Source organism: Paraflavitalea soli (assembly GCF_003555545.1).
GTDB lineage: Bacteria > Bacteroidota > Bacteroidia > Chitinophagales > Chitinophagaceae > Paraflavitalea > Paraflavitalea soli.
On record NZ_CP032157.1, the window covers coordinates 5,237,073 to 5,257,208 of the forward strand.

Below are 20,136 nucleotides of genomic sequence, written 5' to 3' on the forward strand. Positions count from 1 at the left end.
TTGGTTATTTTAGGCCAATGACGTATAAACACTGGCAAATGCCGTAACAATTTTGTTTATTTGAGACTGATTAATAAAACCCTTTATGCAACGTACTTCCTTATTTGGCCTTTGCGCGATAGCGCTGTTGTTGATCACCTCTTGTAGCAGTGGCGATAAATCGGCCATTGCGATCCCCAAAGATGCCGGACTGGTACTTTACTTAAATACAGCTTCTTTATCCTCCAAGCTGAGCTGGAAAGAGATTCAGCAAACGAACTGGTTCAAAGAAGCATATGATGAAGCGGATGATTCGCTGGCTAAAAAACTATTGACTGATCCGGATAATTCGGGTGTAAATACAGATGCGGACCTGGTAATGTTTGTTAAACGCCAGGGAAGAAATGGATATGCTGTGTTTTCAGGAGGTCTGAAAGATGCGGCGGCCTTTGAAGCATTTAATAAAAAAATGAAGCCGCAGGCTACGGCTTCCAAAGATGGCGACCTGAATGTGCTGAGCCTGGAAAGAGGCACTGTTGCTACCTGGAAGGACAACCGGTTTATTTACGTATTCGACGCGCACATGGATAGCCCACGCAGCTTTTCGGATGGGGATGGCAGCACAGAAAACACCAAGTTGACCAAGGACAGCCTGATCAACTTTGCCAAGGGGCTCTATGACCTGAAATCTTCCAACAGCCTCACAAACGAAGATAAATTTGCCGCTCTGCTGAAAGAGAGTGGAGATGTACACATCTGGTTGAACTCAGAGAACCTCTCGGGCAATGTGCTGGGTGATATGTTCTCTGTCACTAAACTAAGCGACCTCACCAAGGGCAACGCTACTGCCATGACGCTCACTTTCGATAATGGCAAAATAGATGTGAAGTCAAAGAGTTATTACAATGAGAAAATAGCTGAGTTGCTGGAGAAATATAAAATGAAGAATATCGATGCAGATGCGCTGGCACGTATTCCTTCTGACAACCTGGTAGGTGTCCTTAGCTGGAACTATCCTCCCGAAGGATTGAAAGAGTTCCTGAAACTGGGTGGCCTCGATGGTATGGTCAACGGATTCCTGGGAGAAGCAGGCTATAGCATCGATGAGTTTGTAAAAGCCAATAAAGGGGATGTACTGGTAGCGGTTTCTGATTTTGTGATCGAAACCAAGACAGAAACCTATCCCAGTTATGAAGAAGGCGGCGCTCCGATAACTAATACCAGGACCAACCCCAGCGCCAAGGTATTGTTTGCCGTGTCTGTAAACGACAGGGCTGCATTTGATAAAATGATCGGTGTGGTGAAAGCCAAGATGGGCAATATGGCGAATGATACTTCTTTCAAGATCAGCTATTCCCTGAACGACAAATGGTTTGCTGCCGGTAATTCAGAAGAGCAGGTGAACAAGTTCCTGGCTGGCGGGGCTAATAATAAACATGCCGGCATCAGCAAGCTGGCCGGTCATCCGGGCGGCATGTATATAGACCTGCAAAAAATACTGAAGACCTCCGAAGCTGCCGCTACAGACAGCACGACCAAAGTAATACTCGGAGAATCAGTGAAGATGTGGGAAGATGTAATAGCCACTGGCGGAGAATTCAGCAACGGTACTTTAACAGGGCACTTTGAGGTGAACCTGGTAGATAAAGGCACCAACAGTCTAAAGCAACTGAACCAGTATGCGGACAAGTTAGCAGCTACCCGCAAGAAAGGATTTTAATAAATTAACGCTTATATCAGGCAGGGCTCACCCCCCTGCCTTTTTTTTGTTGATACGTTAAACCCTACTTTTGAACTGTCATGACTATTACCCTCCAGGATGTATTACCATCCTATTTTGAAGAAAGCCGGCGCCATCAATCGGAAGTTTGGGGAAAGCAACTGGTATTCAATAAAGGAGAATACATCAAGATCGTGGCGCCCTCCGGAAGCGGCAAATCGTCGCTCACGCATTTTCTCTACGGCATGCGCCATGAGTACAATGGTAATCTACTTTACGATAAGGCCAATCTTCATTCGTTTACTGTAGAAGACTTCGCCCGGTACCGGAAGGATCATATCAGTATTGTATTCCAGGACCTGCGGCTGTTTCCGGAGCAAACGGTACGGGAGAACCTGGAATTGAAACGGCAGTTAAATCCCTTTCATCCGCCGGAAAAGATCACGGAAATGGCAGAAAGGCTGGGCATCGGTAATAAGCTCTCTACGAAGAGCCGTATCTGTTCGTATGGGGAGCAACAACGGGTAGCCATCATCCGGTCGCTGCTGCAGCCCTTCGATTTTTTGTTATTGGATGAGCCATTCAGTCACCTGGACGACAACAATTCGAAGAAGGCGATGGAACTGATGCTGGAAGAAGCCAAGGCGCGTAATGCAGGTATCCTGTTTGCCGACCTGGAGCGTGTAGATTTTTTTCCCTGGACAAGGTTGTATCATTTATAAGCTAACCTGTAAAAATATTAAGCTGTGGCATTATCCTTCCAACCCGTAAAGCCGCTGTTACAAACAGGCACCAACGCCTGGTCGCGCTGGTTTTCCTATGCAGGACTGGGTATCGGTGTATTACTGCTGCTCTGTTCTATCCAGATGTATATTAATATACAGCAGTTGCTGGGTGGCGATTCGCCGCGTAAGGATGGCTATGATTTCATTTCGATCTCCAAAACGATCACGAATGAAACGATGGGGCAGCTGGACAAGAACCTGTTTACGGAAGCGGACATGAAGGAACTGGGCTCCAAACCCTTTGTGGAAGGGGTATCACCCCTGCTGGCCAATAATTTTCGTTTCCAACTTAGTGGCGGTTCGTTGGTGCCTTTTGTGAGTGATTTCTTTGTGGAATCTTTGGATGATAGTTTCATAGACACTGTACCACCTACTTTCAAGTGGCAGACCGGCGATGAAGTGGTACCCATTATAATCGCCTCTGACTTCCTGGAGATATACAATGTATTTGCGCCCGGCTATGGATTGCCGCAGATATCAGAAGCGACGGCCACACAATTGGGCCTGCAGTTGATCTGTTATCATCCTGATGGTACACGGGAAACCTTCCGTGGACGGGTGGTAGCGCTGAGCGACCGGGTCAACTCGATCATTGTTCCCAAGAATTTTCTCGACTGGGCCAATAACAAGTTTGGCACTACGAAGGATATCCGGGCATCGCGCCTGTATGTAAAAACGAAAGATGCCAACAATCCGGACTTTCTCAGCTTTTTGCAGCAGAAGAATTACAAGGTCAATAAAGACAAGACAAAGTTTGGCCGTGTGAAGCAGGTATTGCAGGGTGTTTTCAGCGGGCTGGGGATATTTGGCTTGCTGGTAGTGGTACTGGCGCTGATGCTGTTTTCTTTTTACCTGCAATTGATGATCGCCCGCAGTAAGGATAATCTGCAATTGTTGCTGGTGCTGGGATATTCTCCCAACTGGCTTAGCAAGAACGTAGCCCGCCGATTTATTCCGGTCTATATACTGGTAGTGGTCTGTGCGGTAGTGTTAACGCAGCTGATGCAATGGGCCTTTCATCACTTTGCCATGTTTGACCGCGAAGAACTTTCTACACCGCTACACTGGAGTGTATTTGCGGTAGCAGCCTTTCTGATAATGCTTTCGCTGGTGACGAATTACAGGATGGTAAAGCGGTTACTTTATAAGATGGTGTGAGGGCCTATTCCCCAAACACCTGCTTCCAGTGGTGGTCCATGTGCTCGATGTAGTCGATGACCAGCCACTCGAGGGTCTGGTGGTCACCGGCAGGAGTGATCACTTTATAGGGAAACTTTTCCACAGGAATAGCACTGATCACGTATACGATCTGTTGGTTGAGGGTTTTCCATAAGAGCAGCATATGGTCTAATGGCAGATCCTGGTAGCGGTTGATGGTTACCAGTTCATCCTGCATATAGCGGAGTATGGTGTAAGGTTGTGGCTGACTTTGCACATCTACAAAACGCTTGAGGTTGTTGATGGCAGAATCGATCAGGTGGCCCAGTATTTCCTTCTTTGACCATTTACCTGGCGCTGGTCTTTGCAGCAGCTCTTCTGCAGGTATCTCACTGTACCGGAAAGGAATATTGTTGATGTGGGCGGTAATGTCGATGATCACTTGTTCGATGGTCATACCTACTGATTTTGATATGGACGAATTTGTTCCCTTATATAATCACGGGTGAACTGTTCTTTCAATACAAAAGATTTGCCACTCTTCTGCCCCGCCACCTATCATACTCCCTCATACACAATGGCGGCTCCCTGGCCTACGCCTACGCACATGGTGGCCAGGCCACGTTTGGCACCCCGGCGTTTCATTTCGTGCAATAAAGTGGCAGATATACGCGCACCGCTACAACCCAGGGGATGGCCAATGGCGATAGAACCGCCGTTAACATTTACTTTGGCAGGATCGAGTTCCAGATCGCGCATGCAGGCTATGGATTGGGAAGCAAATGCCTCATTGAGTTCTATGAGGTCGAGGTCTTTGGTGGTGATACCCGCACGCTGCAGGGCCTTGCGGGAAGCGGGCACGGGACCAATGCCCATAATAGCGGGATCAACACCGGCAACGGCCATGGAACGAATGGTGGCCATGGGCTGCAAGTTGTACTTCTTTACAGCGGCTTCACTGGCCAGCAACAAAGCTGCGGCCCCATCATTGATACCGGAAGAGTTGCCAGCGGTTACAGAACCATCTTTAATAAAAGCAGGGCGCAGGCTGGCCAGCTTTTCCAGGGAAGTCTTACGGGGTGGCTCATCTGTTTCGAGGTAGATCTTTTCGCTTTCATTCTTGCCGCCCAGTATCTCAATACCACTGATCTCGTGTTTCCAGATGCCTTTATCCTGGGCAGCGAAATATTTCTCCTGGCTTTGCAGGGCAAATGCATCCTGCTCTTCGCGGCTAACGTTCCATTGCTTAGCTACATTCTCCGCGGTTTCGCCCATGGAATAAGGATGGTATTTATCGGTGAGGCGTTTATTCACAAAGCGCCAGCCAATGGTACTGTCGTGCATTTCGGTGGTCCTACTCCAGCCGGTACCAGCTTTGGCCATCACAAAGGGGGCGCGGGTCATGCTTTCCACACCGCCTGCTATGTAAAATTCGCCTTCATCGCACATGATGGCGCGGGCAGCATCCATGATGGCCTGGAGTCCGGAAGCGCATAAGCGGTTGACGGTATTACCGGCTACTGTTACAGGTAAGCCAGCCAGCAAAGCAGCCATGCGGGCCACATTGCGGTTATCTTCACCGGCCTGGTTGGCATCGCCGGCAATAATATCTTCAATGGCATTTACATCAATACCGGTATTGCGTTGTAAGAGTGACCTGACCACATGGGCCAGGAGATCGTCGGGACGAATGGTGCTGAGGGCGCCACCATATTTGCCGATAGGGGTGCGTACGGCATCGATAACATACACTTTGTTCATATAGCTATATTGAGGGGCAAATATAAAGGCATTTTAACAGGTATTAGCTTTTAGGAGTTAGGTGTTGGCCTGAGGGACGGACATGGATGAACTGCCCCGATTGAAGGGTAAAACGGCCAAAGACAAGGACCGGTTTTTGAATTCATCCTGTTTAGGTATTATCTTGTGGCGTAACCAAAACCAGCCATGAGAACGATTATCCTATCTCTTTGCCTGATGATCAGCACAGGCAGCTTCGCCCAGTCAAAAAGACTTATTCTCCAAAACATTAATGTGGTAGATGTGGAGAAAGGCAAGATCCTTTCGGGGCAAACGGTATCCATTACGGGGGACCGTATCAGCTCGATCACGAAAGCCTCCTCTTTTAAAGCTGCCGCCACGGACAGCGTGGTGGAAAGCACCGGCCAATACCTGATCCCCGGTCTGTGGGATATGCATACGCATGTATGGGCGCCGGATTATTTCTTTTCGCTATTCATTGCGAATGGTATTACAGGCATCCGGGGTATGTTTGAACAGGCCCAGTTTGCCACTCAGTGGCGGCAACGGGGCCTAACAGCCGGAGACCTGGCACCCAGGGGCTTTTATGCAGGGCCGATTGTAGACGGTCCCAAACCGATCTGGCCGGGCAGTGTAGCGGTTTCGGATGCCGCCCAGGGTCGCAAGGTGGTAGATTCCTTGAAAAACCAGTTGAAGGTAGATTTTATAAAAGTGTATTCTTTACTTGAAAGGGAGCCCTTCTTTGCCATTGCAGACGAATCGAAGAAAGCGGGGATCGTATTTGCCGGACATGTACCCAATAAAGTGACGCTGCTGGAAGCAGCGAAAGCAGGGCAAAAAAGCATGGAGCACCTCTATGGATTTATAGAAGGAGCCTCTGACAGCAGTGATTATTATTATGGACTGGTTCAGGGTACGATCAAAGACACTACGCTGGCCACCCGGCTAGCCCGCCGTGCATTCCTGCGCCGCACGTTCAGTGAAAAAAAACTGGCGGCTATGGTCAAAGAATTGAAGGGATATGGTACCTGGATATGCCCTACGATGACGGTGAACAGGGGGATTGCCTATCTCACTGATTCGGCTTTTAGAAAAGATGACCGCCTGGTGTATGTGGCAGCGATGATAAAGAATATGTGGGACCCCAGGAATGATTTCCGGCTGAGGACGGCTGGACCGGAGTATTTTAACGGCGAAAAGCTGGAATATGAGTTGAAAAAGAAGATCATCCGGGCGCTGAACCAGGCAGGCATCCCGCTCCTGGCCGGAACGGATACGCCCAACCCCTATTGTTTCCCCGGCTTCTCTTTACAAGACGAATTACAAATTTTCACGGAATGTGGTCTTTCGCCGCTCCAGGCGCTCCAAACGGCTACGCTGAACCCGGCGCTCTATTTTGGCATCCAAAAAGACCTGGGAACGGTGGCCAACGGCAAAATTGCCGACCTGGTGGTATTGAAAGCCAATCCTTTAGACGATATTGGCAATACCCGGAAAATAGGGGCGGTAATCCTGAAAGGGCGCTTTATAGGCAGTGCAGAGGTGGACGGACTGCTGCAAAAGGCCCGGAAAATAGCCGGCAACTAAACTATGGGCCGGTTAGATTACTTTTGCAGGGATGAAAACGGCGAAGAAAAATATCCGGCACCTCACGCTGGATGAATTGAACAGTTACTTTGAAACACTGGGGGAAAAGAAGTTCCGCGCAAAACAGGTGTATGAATGGCTTTGGCTGAAGCAAGCGCAACAGTTTGAGGCGATGACAAACCTGAGCAAGGAACTACGTGTCAAACTCGCCGACAATTTCTCTCTTCCTGCACTCAGGGTAGATGCCACGCAATATTCTGCAGACGGCACGGTTAAATCACGTTTTAAGACGCATGACGGACACCTGGTTGAAGGTGTGCTGATCCCTACGGATGACCGCAAAACAGCCTGTGTATCCTCGCAGATCGGCTGCTCACTGAGCTGCAAGTTCTGCGCTACGGGATATATGGACCGCAAACGCAACCTCGATTTTGATGAGATATATGATGAAGTGGTGTTGATCAACCAGCAAAGTGAGCGGGTATACGAGAAGAAACTTTCGAATATTGTGTTCATGGGTATGGGGGAACCACTGCTCAATTACCGCAATGTGCTGAAGGCGATCGAGCGTATCACCTCTCCCGATGGCCTTGGCATGAGCCCCCGCCGAATCACGGTATCTACAGCAGGCGTAGCCAAGCAGATCAAACAACTGGGGGATGATGGGGTGCGGTTTAAACTGGCGCTCTCTTTACATGCAGCCAACGATACGAAGCGCAATGAGATCATGCCAATCAATGAAAGCAATAACCTGCAGGCATTGATAGAAGCGCTGAACTATTTTTATAAGAAGACGGAGAACGAGATCACTTTCGAATATATCCTGTTCAACAATTTCAATGACAGTCTCAAGGATGCCGATGAGCTGATCAAGATCTGCCGGCAGGTACCTGCAGACCTGGTGAACATCATAGAATACAATCCTATTGATATGGCTACTTTCCGCAAGCCGGATGAAAAAGTAGTCAACACGTTTATGCAGTACCTCGAAAAGAACCGGGTGAACGCCCGCCTGAGAAGAAGCCGGGGTAAGGATATCGATGCGGCCTGTGGTCAGTTGGCCAATAAGGAAGGCATTGTGGGGTAAAGGCAACGGGGCATCGAGGCAGCAAGGCAACGAGAAGGCAGGTATTAGCTTTTAGCTATTGAGTTTTTTATTTTATCATACTGTTGTAAAACAGCAAATCACATTTATGAGTAAGAGTAGTAAAGCTCCGTTTGGGAAGTTTATCCAACAAAAAGAAACGGGCGCCAAGAAGAAAGAGCGCATCCGCCAGGAGAAGAAAGCGCAGCGCCAGGAAACAAAAGCCTATTTTGATAAGAAGAAAGCAGATGCCAGGGCATTTCGTGAGGGCAGGGCTGCCAGTGCAGCTGCTGCGCCCCCCAAAACACCCAAGGGAGGATTTCCCAGTGCAGTAGGCAGAAAGCCCAAATCGGCAGATCAGGGAACGGATGACTGGCAAAGCGGAAGGGACGCCATGCGTGAAGGTGCAAAAGGCAAGAATACAGAATACAGAATACAGCATACAGAAGAAAGGCGAAGGGCCAATAGCGAGGGACAAAGTGGAAAGGGCAAGAAGTTTGTGAACAAGGGCTATAACCGCATGAGCTATATGGAGCGGAAGAAGAAGCAGGCGGAGAAAAATACAGAAGAATATAGAATACAGCATACAGAAGCCAGAAGCCCTAAGTCGGCAGATGGAGGCAAGAAGGCGGGCTATACACCGCAGGGTGAAGGTTACCGGACGGTAAGAGGGCCCAAAAAGAAAACAGGGGCAGGATATAAACCAGCAGACACCAGAGCGCCAAGAGAAGATGCTGGCAGCAAACCATCCTATAGCAAAGCTCCGGCAAGCAAACCAACCTACGGTAAGCCTTCAACAGGAGGCTCCTCCTATGCTAAAGCTCCAGTGGACAAGCGCAGTAAGATCACGATCAGCAAGGCAGGCGCTGAGGCGAATAAACCAGCCAGCGGAAAAGCAGCCTCGAACATTATTCCCCTTAATAAATTCATTGCACACGCTGGCATCACCTCCCGCAGGGATGCAGCAGATATTGTTAAATCGGGACTGGTAGTAGTGAATGGTAAAGTGATCACAGAACCAGGCTTTAAAGTAACGGCACAGGATGAGGTGAAATACAATGGTAAGCAGATCACGATCCGCAAGAACATGGTGTATATCCTGATCAACAAACCCAAAGATTTCATCACTACCACGGAAGACCCCCAAGGGCGTAAAACGGTACTGGACATCATAAAAAATGCCACTACAGAAAGGGTATACCCCATTGGCCGCCTCGATAGAAATACCACGGGGGTACTGCTGCTCACCAATGATGGTGAACTGGCGCAAAAGCTGGCGCACCCCAGCTATATGGTGAAGAAGATCTATGAAGTAAAGCTGGATAAGCCACTGGTGAAAAAAGACTTTGACACGATCATTGGGGGTATTGAACTGGAAGATGGCTTTATTGCCCCTGATGTACTGGCCTATGCAGACACGAAGGATAAAAGCGTGATCGGTATTGAAATACACAGCGGGCGCAACCGTATTGTACGCCGCATATTTGAACATATGGGCTACGATGTGCGCAACCTGGACCGGGTAATGTATGCCAACCTCACGAAGAAGAATGTAGACCGGGGTAAATGGCGTTTCCTGTCGGAAAAAGAAGTGCGCCTACTGAAATACCTCAATACTTCGTACACTAAAAAATAAATCCGAGCACGTGGTCAAGACATCGCCCGAGATATTGATCGAGAACGATCATTTCATTGTACTCAATAAACCATCGGGTTTATTGAGTATTCCTGACCGGGAAGGAAAAGAAATCTCGCTGAAGCAAATGCTGCAGGAAAAATATGGACAGATATTCACGGTTCACCGCCTGGACCGTGATACCAGCGGGATCATCGTATTTGCCAAAGATGAGGATACGCACAAATACCTCTCGCAGGCTTTTGAAGAAAGAACTGTGGAAAAGTATTACCTGGGTATTGTAAATGGAGTTCCTCCTGAAAAGAAAATGACGATCGATGAACCGATCGCAGAGAATACCACCAAACGAGGGGTGATGCTGATACACCAACGGGGAAAGCAATCCATCACAGATTATGAAGTGCTGGAAGAGTTTGGCAAATTCTCCTTACTGCGGTTCCGCATCCATACGGGACGCACGCACCAGATAAGGGTGCATATGCAACATGTGGGTCACCCGATTGTAGTAGATCCCCTGTATGGTGATGGTAGTCCGATCCTGGTCTCTTCGTTTAAGAAGAAATACAATCTCTCCAAATCAGAAGAAGAAGAGCGCCCCATCCTGGGCCGACTGGGACTCCATGCAGAAAAGCTGTTGTTCCAGGATGCGCAGGGGAATAGTCATACAGTGGAAGCTCCTTTGCATAAGGATATGCGGGCTTTGGTGCAGCAGTTGAGGAAGAGGAAGTAGGAAAGCCGCGAGCTACGAGCTGCGAGCCGTTTGCTTCGATAGCGGATTTCTCACTCCGCTGCGCTCCGTTCGAAATGACAAAGAAGGGTGGTCCGAAATGACAAAGAAGAGTGATCCGAAATAACAAAGTAGGGTGGTCCAAAATGACAAAGAAGGGTAATTCGAAATGAACAAAGGGTGAACTATCTTTTAAAGACGGTTCGCCCTTTTTTGTTGAAATATTCAGTGATTATTATTTATTACGATCTTTAGTTTGTTATTCGTTTTTATAGACTACCCCGTCTTTCATTACGAATTTCATCTTCCCCATGGCTTGTACATCTTTGATGGGATCACCTTCTACGGCGACGATATCGGCCAGTTTACCTTTTTCGATACTGCCTATCACCTCACTCATGCCCAGCAGGTCGGCAGCGGCTACGGTGGCGGACTGGATGGTTTCCATCACGGGCATGCCTGCTTCATTCATGTACACAAATTCAAGCCAGTTCTTACCATGCATGTACACACCGGCATCGGTACCGAAGGCGATCTTTACGCCGGCTTTGTAAGCCTTGCCGAAAGTGGATTGTATTTTAGGTCCGATGGCCAGGGCCTTGGGCGTAACCAGATCAGGATAGTAACCAGGCTTCTTAGCTGAGTCGCCTACTGATTTACCAGCTGTAATGGTGGGTACATAATAAGTACCGTTCTGCTTCATGAGGGCCATCACTTCCTCATCCATATAGGTACCATGCTCAATGCTGTTGACACCTGCTTTCACGGCACGCTTCATGGCCTCGGCGCCATGGCAATGGGCTGCTACTTTGAAACCATAATCCTTGGCAGTAGATACGATGGCTTTAATTTCTTCTTCGGTGAACTGTGGGTTTTCGCCGCTCTTGGCTACGCTCAATACACCACCGGAAGCGGTGATCTTGATGAGGTCGGAGCCATCTTTGTAGCGTTGGCGCACGGCCTGCATGCATTCAGAAGGGCCATTAGCTACACCTGCTTCAGGACCGGGATTGCCCATCAGGTCTTTGCGGTAACCATTGGTAGGATCGGCATGACCACCGGTGGTAGCAATGGATTTGCCGGCAGTGATCACGCGCGGGCCTTCAATGAGCTTTTTATTAATGGCATTGCGCAGGGAAATATTAACGCCTGTACCGCCCAGGTCGCGCACGGTAGTGAATCCAATGGCCAGGGTGCGCTTTGCAAATACGACAGATTGAAAAGCGTAATCGGCCTGGTTGAAAATAAAACGCTGCATGTACTGGTTGGGGCTTGTCTCATCTTCCAGGTGCACGTGGCAGTCAATTAAGCCGGGCATCACGGTCTTATCTTTCAGGTCGATGACCTTATCAGTACCTGCTGCTTTGGTATAACCCGCCTGCACATCAGTGATCTTATTGCCTTCGATGATGATGGAGTATTGTGAAAGGACCTGCCCTTTGGCAACATCGATCAGTTTACCACAGTGGAGGATGGTACGCTGGGCCAATAAAGCAACAGGAGTTACGAGGATCAGTAACAGGAAGAAAAGAGACTTCGACAAGCTCAGCCTGACAGAATTCAGGATGACATGGCTCGGTCTGACAGGGCTCAGGACGGCATTAACAGGTTTTCTCATGCAGGTTAATTTACAGTAAGATATTCTGAAAAGGGGGAAAAACAAAAAACCTTCCCGCAAAAGCGGGAAGGCTATATAAAGTTTAACTGACAAAATCCAAAAAGGCTTCGACAAGCTCAGCCTGACATTTCTTGTCAGAAATCACCACTAAAAACTATTTGTCGAGGTTGGGCTGTGGCGTATAACGCAGGTAAGGTTTTACCACTTGCACACCCTTCGGGAATTTCTTGATAGCATCTTCGGTAGAAACTGCAGGCACCACGATCACATCTTCGCCATGTTTCCAATCGGCTGGTGTAGCTACGCTGTAATCAGCAGTCAACTGTAATGATTCTATTACACGCAATACTTCAAAGAAATTTCTTCCGGTAGAAGCAGGGTAAGTAATAGTCAGCTTTACTTTCTTATCGGGTCCGATCACAAACAGTGAACGAACGGTTACTGTTGCGGAAGCATTGGGGTGGATCATGTCGTACAGGGTCGCTACGTTGCGATCTGTATCGGCGATGATGGGGAAGCCCACGCTACAGTTTTGAGTTTCGTTTATATCATTAACCCAGCTGTTGTGGTGATCCAGTGTATCAACACTAACAGCCAGTACTTTTACATTGCGTTTTTCGAATTCACCCTGCAATAAAGCGGTCTTACCCAATTCAGTTGTACACACAGGAGTGAAGTCGGCGGGGTGTGAAAACAGGATGCCCCAGCTATCACCCAGGAACTCGTAGAAGTCGATATCGCCAACAGTCGTTTTCGCTTGGAAATTTGGAGCGATGTCTCCCAATCTTAAACTCATATACAAAGATATTTATGGTTAAAAAAATCCGTGGACAGACTACGAAGATACATGTTCCCTACTTAACGAGTAGACTAAATTGTTAAATTTATCTTATGTCAGTCACCAATTTCCCTTTTGCAATAGTATTGCCGTTTTGCATCATTGTAACGAGCAAGAGACCTACGGGGTTACGCTAATTGTGCGCACATCTTCCTACTTTCTATTTTGCCAATGTGTCCTAGAGGGGCTGAGGCAGGTAATCCATTGATAATGTACGGGTAATCGCCGGCTGATCTTCTCTGAAGGTCCCCTGTACGTTCTCTGAAGGTTCTCTGTAGGTTCTCTGTAGCTATTGTCATATATAATTAACAAATAATATATTATTTACCAGTAGCCTTGGTAATAGCATATTTCCCAAAACGGTTTTTCACGTCATCAATGGCTTTGTAGAGCCCATTTTTCTTTTCGGTATCGGTGAAGAGGTTGGTTTGTACGGCCTCATCGGTTAGCTCGCTGAGCCTTACGCCCAGGAGGCGTACGGGGTGGCCTTTTCGCCAGAGCTTGTGGAACAATTCTTTAGCCTTGGGAATCAGCTCATCATCATAAAAAGTGTAGGGAATGCTGGTTTGTTTGGAGGTGGTCTCAAAATCGGGGTAGCGGATCTTGACGGTGATGCATCCGGAGGTTTTGTTATCCTGCCGCAGTTCATAGGCCACGCGTTCTGTCATGTGTACCAGTTCGGTCATGATCTGGTTGACATCTGTGAGGTTTTCTTCAAATGTATTTTCGGTGGAGATGGATTTGGCTTCATGGTAGGGTGTTACCTCACCATGGTGAATGCCCTGTGACTTATTCCAGAGTTCAATACCATATTTCCCCAGGCGTTTTTCCAGCATGTCGGGCGATTGCTCGCTCAGGTCGCGGATGGTGAATATGCCAAGGGCTTTGAGGTTTTCATAGGTGTGTTCGCCCACGCCGGGTATTTTATTGACAGTGAGGGGGGCCAGGTATTCTTTTTCCTTTCCAAAAGGTATGTGGAGGTAGCCATTGGGCTTGGCCTGGTCGGTGGCTATCTTGGCGACCATCTTATTGGAAGCAAGGGCAAAAGAAATGGGTAATCCTGTTTTGTCGATGATCTCCTGCCGCAGGTCGATGGTCCACTGATAGGGCTGGAAGTATTTTTCCATCCCGGTGAGGTCGAGGTAGAACTCATCGATGGAGGCTTTTTCAAACAAGGGGGCTTTTTCGGCAATGATATTGGTAACGATGCGGGAATATTTGCTGTAGTCGCTCCGGCTGTTGTTGGTTACAATGGCCTGGGGGCAGAGGCGCAGGGCGGTTTTCATGGGCATGGCGGAATGGATACCAAATTTCCGGGCCTCATAACTGCAGGCTGCCACCACCCCTCTCTCCCGCCCTCCTACGAGGAGGGGCTTCCCCTTGAGGGAAGGGTTGTTGAGGCACTCTACGGATACGAAGAATGCATCGAGGTCGAAATGGGCTATGATGCGTTGTTGAGCGGCCATGAATGCGAAGGTACGAAGAAGGGGGAAGCTGCTAGCTTTTAGGTATTAGCCTTTAGGCATTAGCTGTTAGCTCCTAGGAGTTAGCTGTTAGCGACACAGCAATCGCTAAAGGCTAATACCTAACGGCTAATAGCTTTTTTATATTTTTACTCCATGGAGCAGGAACTGGCTTTGCTACGGAAACAAATTTTTGCCTTACATCCTTTATCGGAGGAAGAGTGGGCGGATTTTTCGGCTATCTGGCAGCCGGTCCAATACAAACGCAAAACGATCCTTACGACGGCCGGAGAAACGGAACGATACCTGTACTTTGTGACGGAAGGGGTGCAGCGGGCTTTTTATATTGATGACAAACATCCCGAAGCCACGGTGGTATTTAGTTATGCGCCCTCCTTTTCGGGCATCGTCGATTCTTTTCTTACACAGCAACCTTCGCGTTATTTCCTGGAAACATTAACGACCAGTAAGATGCTGCGCACCTCCTATCAGCAGGTGCAGCAACTGATGGACAAATACCACAATATTGAACGCTGGGTACGGTTGTCGGTATCCTGGGTAATGATGGGTTTGTTGGAAAGGCAGATCGAATTGCTAAGCTACAGTGCGGAAGAGAAATTCCGGATCTTACTAAAGCGCAGCCCGCATGTGCTGCAACTGATACCACATAAATACCTGGCTTCCTATATGGGTATAGATGCCAGTACTTTCAGTAAGCTGATGGCGAGTGTGAAGATAAGTTGACCAGTTAAAAAGGGGGTGGTTGAAAAGGGGGCCTCTTAAGCAGGCATTATTGCACTTCATGTACGGAATTGGTTATTTCGTCCGATTTTAGAATTTTCCTTTGACAGCTCTTCAGTAGCATTGACCCCTAAATATATTTCCCTGATGACCCGATTTATTACCTGCTGCTTTTGCCTGTTAACCGTTATGGCTTCCTGGGCTCAAAATACGACGCATATTGGTGCTGAGGTAGCCTATTCAAATGATTTCTTCAAGATCAGCGACCCGGCTGGCCGTCTTACGCAGCCGGATATCAACAGCGCGCTATGGGGTGTAAATATCCGCCGCACCTTTAACAAGAAAGTATTCCTGGAAACGGGTATTTATGCGCGGGCCTATAAAGTGGGACTGGCCTTTGACCATGAGTTTGGTTCAAGCGGTACGGACCGTACGGGTTACCTGGTACCACTGCGTGCAGGTATCCGGCTACCGATCCTGAAGGGGGCCGTGACGCTTTGCCCTGTTGCAGGCGTCACCTTTGGCGTTACAGATGAAGGGTATGGGGGCAAAGTGGAGGGTACACGTCAATGGGATGGTGTGGAAACGATCCGGTATTCCTATACGGTGCAATACCCTTCGCAGGTATTTGCACTATTCCAGGCAGGGGCAGGTATCGATATACGGCTTTGGCCCAAAACTTTACTCTGCCTTAGTACAAATTTTTATGGAGGCATCAGCAAGATCATGATGCAACGCATTGAATATGTAGCGGGCGCCGGCATGCCCAATAAAGCTACGCAACATACGAATGGAGGATTTTATACGGTAGGGGTTGGGTTTAAGTATGAGGTGAATTGGTTTTAAAAATGAGCTGCGAGCTTTGAGCTACGAGCTGCGAGCCATTTGCCTCGATAAAAATCTTGGCGAATACCAAGAATTATGAAAAGGGGGGCTGGTAGTTTTGTGGTATCAAAAAAGTATAGCCATGAAAAATATGCAAAGTGGACAGTTACTGGATCAACTGGAATCAGATACGAAACAGATCATTCTCACGCTGCACTACCTGCTGCAGGAAGATCCGGGGATATTGCTGCAACAACCAGCAAGCGGTAAATGGAGTGTAGCGCAGGTCATTGAACACCTAAACTCGTATGGGCGCTATTACCTTCCGCTGATGCAGCAAGGTTTGAATGACAACACGTTTGCTGCAAATGCCTCTTTTACGCCGGGCTGGCTGGGCAATTATTTTACCAAGTCGATGCTGCCCAAAGAGAATGGGCAAATTGCGAATAAGATGCAATCGCCCAAAGATCACCGGCCTTCACCGGATGTGGATAGCCTTACTGTACTGAATGAATTTATGGCGCAGGAAAAACTACTGCTCGATCTTCTTCAGCAAGCACGCAGCAATGATCTCAATAAGATCAGGATACCTATATCCATTGCGAAGTTCATTAAACTGAAGCTGGGTGACACCTTCCGGTTCCTAATAGCGCATCATCAGCGGCATTTTGTGCAAGTGGCCAACACACTGGAAGCTGTAAGAGGTAACCATGGCTATACTTTCCCTGCTCCTGACTTCACAGCGCGATGAACCATCTTAGTATCTTAGTGCTGATCGTAAATTCCCAACCATTTGAGGGGAGACCAGGTATCTCCTATTGTAGTTTCCAATATTTCACCGGTAGCGTGTTCAAAATTATCGCTGTTGCTTAGCAGGATAACGGAGAGTCCTTTATCAGGATAGTTGACGCAATAATTCTGCCAGCCATCGGCATGGCCTGTATGGAAAAAGGCTTTCCCATGCGGTGTTTTAAATAAGCCCCATCCAAGGCCCCAGGATAACTGAATATTGCTGAATTCGCCTTTTTCAGTCAAGCTATCGCGCAAAGGTCCAAAACCTCTTTTACTGGTCACTTTGATCTGGGGAGTGAACATTTCTTTATACAGTTTAGCGGACAGTCCTTTTTTATTCAGCACATCGCTGACAAATAAGCTATAGTCGGTGGCTGTGGTAACCATGGAACCGGCTCCCCTTGCACTGACACGTTTCTCAGCACCGAGTACTTTGCCATCTTTATCGTGGCCTACAGCATAATCGGCATCAAATTCCTTTTGCCATACCATGGCGGTATTTTTCATGCCGAGGGGATCATAGATGTATTCCTTGCACAAGGATTGCAGGTCTTTGCCAGTATGCTCTTCTACTATAAAACCCAGCAGGTTCATGCCTTCATTGGAATAATACATGGCTTTGCCTGGCTCGTTTATCAGGGTGAGTGTTTTGCCATCACCAACGAAGTACCGTAATACAGGCAAGCCTGAACTGTGACTTAACAACATCCGTGCAGTGATCTTTTTAAAGTTGGGCTCTTTATCGAGGTCTTGCCATTTCTCATAAGCGGCAATGGGCTTGCTCAGATAAGTATATACAGGTTTATCGAGATCGAACATGCCTTTATCAACCAGTTTCAGAAACAGGTAAGAGAATAGTGGTTTTGTCAGAGAAGCTGCATAAGATATGGTACCATCAGAGAACTGCTCACCGGTTGATGCATTCTTGACGCCGAAGTAATTACGATAAATAATTACCTGATTTTTCATAACTACCACTGAAAGGCCGGTGATCTTCTGTGCGTCTACAATGGCTTTGAGTTTTTTGGTCAACACTTCACCGCTGGTAGTTGAATGTCCATCCAGTTTGGGAACTTCTTCCTGGTTGGGAGCAAATCCTGTCAATGAAAGGGTCATGCCAAGCAGTAGTATAACGAGGGTTTTCATTTTATCTATTTTCATACCATTGGTTAAAAAGCGTGCCATAGTTATGCGCTATTGATATTGAGGGTTTTATAACCGAAAAGGTAATAAGGTGTTCGTTTACGTACAGTAGTTGTTTTGTTTTGGTACAATTATGATTGAAGGCTTCGACAAGCTCAGCCCCGCTAAGGCGGGGTAAACTCTGACAACTCTTATTGCATTCTGCGGCTTTTGCTGTATGTTGGTTGTCGTTTTCATCTGTTTGATTTATGACCCAAAACAAAAACATTGGGCGCATGGGTGCTGGCAGGTTTCCACTACCCGGGATGAATTTTCTACATAATTTCACAGGCTTGATTACGTCGAAAGAAAGGGTGATTACATCGAAGGAGGTGATTATTTGGGATCAGGCTATTTTATCCTTGCAGCATGGACAAGAAACAAGGTATTGACCGGAAAAGCCGTTTCCCGTATGTATATGAACTATTTATATGGTTAATATATGTATGCCTGTTTAAGTATTCCTTTTATGTAGAGGCGGCACCGCACCAAAAGATGTATCAGAACTTCCCTTTTCCGCAGCTGATATTGTATTCGATCGGCATGACGTTGTATACGATCCCTTTTTACCGCTGGCTGGCGCCGCTCTTGTTGCGGAAAAAGAGATATGGCTGGTTTTTCGTGGCGGCCATTCTTTATTTTGGATTCGTAGCTAAATGGGCGGGATGGCTGATCAGTATTATTTTTTATGGATTGAGCAATGAACCGGTGCTTCGGAGCTACTACGAATTTCAATACCAGAATTTCGCCTTACGGGCCTGGGGTATTGCCTTTTGGGATGTCAATATCCTGGTGATGGACCTGATCGCTTTCCTGTCGCTTACGTTTACCTGGTTTGCTTTTGAGAATGAGCGGAAGCGGCACTTGCTGGAAAAGGATAATCTTGTATTACAATTGGATTCGCTGAAGGCGCAGCTACACCCGCATTTCCTGTTCAATACACTCAACAATATATATGGGATGGCGCTTACGGGCAATAAGGAGACGCCGGCTTTTATATTGCGGCTGTCGGATATGATGCGTTTTATCTTGTACGATTGTCAGCAGAACCAGGTAACGCTGGAAAAGGATATCGAGTTCCTGGAGAACTACCTGGAGATGGAAAAGAGAAGGTATCCGGAAGCAACAATTGAGTTTACGGTAAGTGGTGATGCGGCGGGCAAACAAATAGCGCCGCTCCTGTTCATTCAATTCCTGGAGAATAGTTTTAAGCATGGCGCGCACCGGCTGAATGATACGGGATTTATTCGCGGTTCTCTGACGGTTACAGGCCATGTGCTGAGCTTTGAATTGCGGAATGATGTGTTTGTAGCCCCCCCAATTAAAGAGAAAGGAGAAAAAACGCAGTATGGCGGAGTGGGCATTGAGAATGTGCGGAAGCGCCTGGCTTTGTATTATCCGGGCAGGCATACACTGGCGATCAATAGTACCAACCAGATATTTGAAGTAACACTTACTATAACCTTGCAATAATATGATGACGAATACACAGGCTGCGGTACCGGTGATCCGCTGTTTAGTGGCGGATGATGAACTGATGGCACATCAGATACTGGAACAATATATTCTACAAACCCCGGGGTTGCTATTGGTAGCCAAGTGCCGGAATGCACTGGAAGCATTTGCCAAACTGGAGCAGCATGCGATCGACCTGATCTTCCTGGATATAGAAATGCCGCTGGTGAATGGTATTACCTTTCTTAAAACATTGAGCAATCCGCCTAAGGTTATTTTTACGACAGCCTATGCCAATTATGCGCTGGAGGGTTATGACCTGAATGTAACGGATTACCTGTTGAAGCCCTTCTCTTATGACCGGTTTTTAAAGGCTGTTGAAAAGGTAAAGCTATTATTGCAGCCAGGGGTAGCCCCTACTGAGGCTGGCGGAGAAAATGATTACCTGCTGGTAAAAGAAAAGGAAGGGTTGATGAAGATCGCTTACGATGATATTGTATTTATAGAGGCTTCACGCGATTATATGAAGGTCATTACGGTTTCGGGACAACACCTGATACACCAGACGATGAAAAAGCTGGAGGAGTTATTACCGGCTGATCGTTTTATCCGCACGCACAAATCATTTATTGTTGCGCTTCGGCAGATCAAACTGCTCAAGCCTGATGGGATGGTATTAATGAATAAAGCAGAGATACCCGTAAGCGTCAATTATGCTGAAGGGGTTAAAGAACAGTTCATGCGGAAATGAGCTGAGCTTTGTGTTGGATCGCCGTATAATACCG

The 20,136-nt window shown here is 47.5% G+C and carries 18 protein-coding genes; 12 read left to right on the forward strand and 6 right to left on the reverse strand.

Features of this window, described 5'->3' with window-relative positions; translation table 11 throughout:
- The first annotated feature begins 85 nt into the window (after window positions 1-85).
- From D3H65_RS19530 to D3H65_RS19540, 3 genes are all read left to right on the forward strand, one after another.
- Complete coding sequence (locus D3H65_RS19530; RefSeq protein WP_119051919.1) at window positions 86-1,699, forward strand: DUF4836 family protein; 1,614 nt, start codon at window positions 86-88, stop codon at window positions 1,697-1,699.
- An 80-nt stretch (window positions 1,700-1,779) separates the two neighbouring features.
- Window positions 1,780-2,421: an ATP-binding cassette domain-containing protein gene (locus D3H65_RS19535; protein ID WP_119051920.1), complete on the forward strand. Its 642-nt coding sequence runs from the start codon at window positions 1,780-1,782 to the stop codon at window positions 2,419-2,421.
- Window positions 2,422-2,445: 24 nt separating this feature from the next.
- A complete protein-coding gene (locus tag D3H65_RS19540) occupies window positions 2,446-3,642 on the forward strand; it encodes an FtsX-like permease family protein (RefSeq protein ID WP_119051921.1) in 1,197 nt (398 codons plus the stop codon).
- 4 nt (window positions 3,643-3,646) lie between these two features.
- On the opposite strand, the gene D3H65_RS19545 is transcribed toward D3H65_RS19540, so the two are convergent.
- Complete coding sequence (locus tag D3H65_RS19545) at window positions 3,647-4,099, reverse strand: DinB family protein (RefSeq protein ID WP_119051922.1); 453 nt, start codon at window positions 4,097-4,099, stop codon at window positions 3,647-3,649.
- A gap of 101 nt (window positions 4,100-4,200) precedes the next feature.
- A complete protein-coding gene (locus tag D3H65_RS19550) occupies window positions 4,201-5,403 on the reverse strand; it encodes a thiolase family protein (RefSeq protein WP_119051923.1) in 1,203 nt (400 codons plus the stop codon).
- A 186-nt stretch (window positions 5,404-5,589) separates the two neighbouring features.
- On the opposite strand from D3H65_RS19550, the gene D3H65_RS19555 reads away from it, so the two are divergent.
- The 4 genes from D3H65_RS19555 (at window position 5,590) to D3H65_RS19570 (ending at window position 10,440) form a co-directional block, all read left to right on the forward strand.
- Window positions 5,590-6,990, forward strand: a complete 1,401-nt coding sequence (locus D3H65_RS19555; RefSeq protein ID WP_119051924.1) for an amidohydrolase family protein — start codon at window positions 5,590-5,592, stop codon at window positions 6,988-6,990.
- A gap of 31 nt (window positions 6,991-7,021) precedes the next feature.
- On the forward strand, window positions 7,022-8,077 hold the full coding sequence (gene rlmN, locus D3H65_RS19560; RefSeq protein WP_119051925.1) for a 23S rRNA (adenine(2503)-C(2))-methyltransferase RlmN: 1,056 nt from the start codon (window positions 7,022-7,024) through the stop codon (window positions 8,075-8,077).
- Window positions 8,078-8,183: 106 nt separating this feature from the next.
- Window positions 8,184-9,710 (forward strand): pseudouridine synthase, encoded by a 1,527-nt coding sequence (locus D3H65_RS19565; RefSeq protein ID WP_245999539.1) that lies wholly within the window; start codon window positions 8,184-8,186, stop codon window positions 9,708-9,710.
- Between the two features lie 10 nt (window positions 9,711-9,720).
- Window positions 9,721-10,440, forward strand: coding sequence for an RluA family pseudouridine synthase (locus D3H65_RS19570; RefSeq protein WP_119051926.1), 720 nt, complete (start codon window positions 9,721-9,723; stop codon window positions 10,438-10,440).
- Between the two features lie 256 nt (window positions 10,441-10,696).
- On the opposite strand, the gene D3H65_RS19575 is transcribed toward D3H65_RS19570, so the two are convergent.
- The 3 genes from D3H65_RS19575 to dinB all read right to left on the reverse strand — a co-directional run bounded on the left by D3H65_RS19575 (window position 10,697) and on the right by dinB (window position 14,359).
- On the reverse strand, window positions 10,697-12,055 hold the full coding sequence (locus D3H65_RS19575) for a metal-dependent hydrolase family protein (RefSeq protein WP_119051927.1): 1,359 nt from the start codon (window positions 12,053-12,055) through the stop codon (window positions 10,697-10,699).
- A gap of 154 nt (window positions 12,056-12,209) precedes the next feature.
- A complete protein-coding gene (locus D3H65_RS19580) occupies window positions 12,210-12,851 on the reverse strand; it encodes a peroxiredoxin (protein WP_119051928.1) in 642 nt (213 codons plus the stop codon).
- 362 nt (window positions 12,852-13,213) lie between these two features.
- The gene (dinB, locus tag D3H65_RS19585; protein WP_119051929.1) at window positions 13,214-14,359 is read right to left on the reverse strand and encodes a DNA polymerase IV; all 1,146 of its coding nucleotides are present in this window, start codon (window positions 14,357-14,359) and stop codon (window positions 13,214-13,216) included.
- A 153-nt stretch (window positions 14,360-14,512) separates the two neighbouring features.
- On the opposite strand from dinB, the gene D3H65_RS19590 reads away from it, so the two are divergent.
- The 3 genes from D3H65_RS19590 (at window position 14,513) to D3H65_RS19600 (ending at window position 16,673) form a co-directional block, all read left to right on the forward strand.
- On the forward strand, window positions 14,513-15,100 hold the full coding sequence (locus D3H65_RS19590; RefSeq protein ID WP_119051930.1) for a Crp/Fnr family transcriptional regulator: 588 nt from the start codon (window positions 14,513-14,515) through the stop codon (window positions 15,098-15,100).
- Window positions 15,101-15,244: 144 nt separating this feature from the next.
- The gene (locus D3H65_RS19595) at window positions 15,245-15,943 is read left to right on the forward strand and encodes a hypothetical protein (protein ID WP_162915728.1); all 699 of its coding nucleotides are present in this window, start codon (window positions 15,245-15,247) and stop codon (window positions 15,941-15,943) included.
- Window positions 15,944-16,064: 121 nt separating this feature from the next.
- The gene (locus D3H65_RS19600) at window positions 16,065-16,673 is read left to right on the forward strand and encodes a DinB family protein (RefSeq protein WP_119051932.1); all 609 of its coding nucleotides are present in this window, start codon (window positions 16,065-16,067) and stop codon (window positions 16,671-16,673) included.
- Window positions 16,674-16,687: 14 nt separating this feature from the next.
- On the opposite strand, the gene D3H65_RS19605 is transcribed toward D3H65_RS19600, so the two are convergent.
- Window positions 16,688-17,899: a serine hydrolase domain-containing protein gene (locus tag D3H65_RS19605; protein ID WP_119051933.1), complete on the reverse strand. Its 1,212-nt coding sequence runs from the start codon at window positions 17,897-17,899 to the stop codon at window positions 16,688-16,690.
- Window positions 17,900-18,265: 366 nt separating this feature from the next.
- Between D3H65_RS19605 and D3H65_RS19610 the strand changes: the two genes are divergently transcribed.
- Both D3H65_RS19610 and D3H65_RS19615 read left to right on the forward strand, forming a co-directional pair.
- Window positions 18,266-19,369 (forward strand): sensor histidine kinase, encoded by a 1,104-nt coding sequence (locus D3H65_RS19610; RefSeq protein WP_119051934.1) that lies wholly within the window; start codon window positions 18,266-18,268, stop codon window positions 19,367-19,369.
- Window position 19,370: 1 nt separating this feature from the next.
- Window positions 19,371-20,102 carry a LytR/AlgR family response regulator transcription factor gene (locus tag D3H65_RS19615; RefSeq protein WP_119051935.1) on the forward strand — a complete coding sequence of 244 codons (732 nt, stop codon included), beginning with the start codon at window positions 19,371-19,373 and terminating at the stop codon, window positions 20,100-20,102.
- Window positions 20,103-20,136 lie beyond the last annotated feature (34 nt).

Excerpts from the sequence above, each read along its gene's own strand:
- D3H65_RS19530 (WP_119051919.1), top strand. The coding sequence starts at position 86 with ATGCAACGTACTTCCTTATTTGGCCTTTGCGCGATAGCGCTGTTGTTG.
- D3H65_RS19535 (WP_119051920.1), top strand. The coding sequence starts at position 1,780 with ATGACTATTACCCTCCAGGATGTATTACCATCCTATTTTGAAGAAAGC.
- D3H65_RS19545 (WP_119051922.1), bottom strand. The coding sequence starts at position 4,099 with ATGACCATCGAACAAGTGATCATCGACATTACCGCCCACATCAACAAT.
- D3H65_RS19550 (WP_119051923.1), bottom strand. The coding sequence starts at position 5,403 with ATGAACAAAGTGTATGTTATCGATGCCGTACGCACCCCTATCGGCAAA.
- D3H65_RS19555 (WP_119051924.1), top strand. The coding sequence starts at position 5,590 with ATGAGAACGATTATCCTATCTCTTTGCCTGATGATCAGCACAGGCAGC.
- rlmN (WP_119051925.1), top strand. The coding sequence starts at position 7,022 with ATGAAAACGGCGAAGAAAAATATCCGGCACCTCACGCTGGATGAATTG.
- D3H65_RS19565 (WP_245999539.1), top strand. The coding sequence starts at position 8,184 with ATGAGTAAGAGTAGTAAAGCTCCGTTTGGGAAGTTTATCCAACAAAAA.
- D3H65_RS19575 (WP_119051927.1), bottom strand. The coding sequence starts at position 12,055 with ATGAGAAAACCTGTTAATGCCGTCCTGAGCCCTGTCAGACCGAGCCAT.
- D3H65_RS19580 (WP_119051928.1), bottom strand. The coding sequence starts at position 12,851 with ATGAGTTTAAGATTGGGAGACATCGCTCCAAATTTCCAAGCGAAAACG.
- dinB (WP_119051929.1), bottom strand. The coding sequence starts at position 14,359 with ATGGCCGCTCAACAACGCATCATAGCCCATTTCGACCTCGATGCATTC.
- D3H65_RS19590 (WP_119051930.1), top strand. The coding sequence starts at position 14,513 with ATGGAGCAGGAACTGGCTTTGCTACGGAAACAAATTTTTGCCTTACAT.
- D3H65_RS19595 (WP_162915728.1), top strand. The coding sequence starts at position 15,245 with ATGACCCGATTTATTACCTGCTGCTTTTGCCTGTTAACCGTTATGGCT.
- D3H65_RS19600 (WP_119051932.1), top strand. The coding sequence starts at position 16,065 with ATGAAAAATATGCAAAGTGGACAGTTACTGGATCAACTGGAATCAGAT.
- D3H65_RS19605 (WP_119051933.1), bottom strand. The coding sequence starts at position 17,899 with ATGGCACGCTTTTTAACCAATGGTATGAAAATAGATAAAATGAAAACC.
- D3H65_RS19610 (WP_119051934.1), top strand. The coding sequence starts at position 18,266 with ATGGACAAGAAACAAGGTATTGACCGGAAAAGCCGTTTCCCGTATGTA.
- D3H65_RS19615 (WP_119051935.1), top strand. The coding sequence starts at position 19,371 with ATGATGACGAATACACAGGCTGCGGTACCGGTGATCCGCTGTTTAGTG.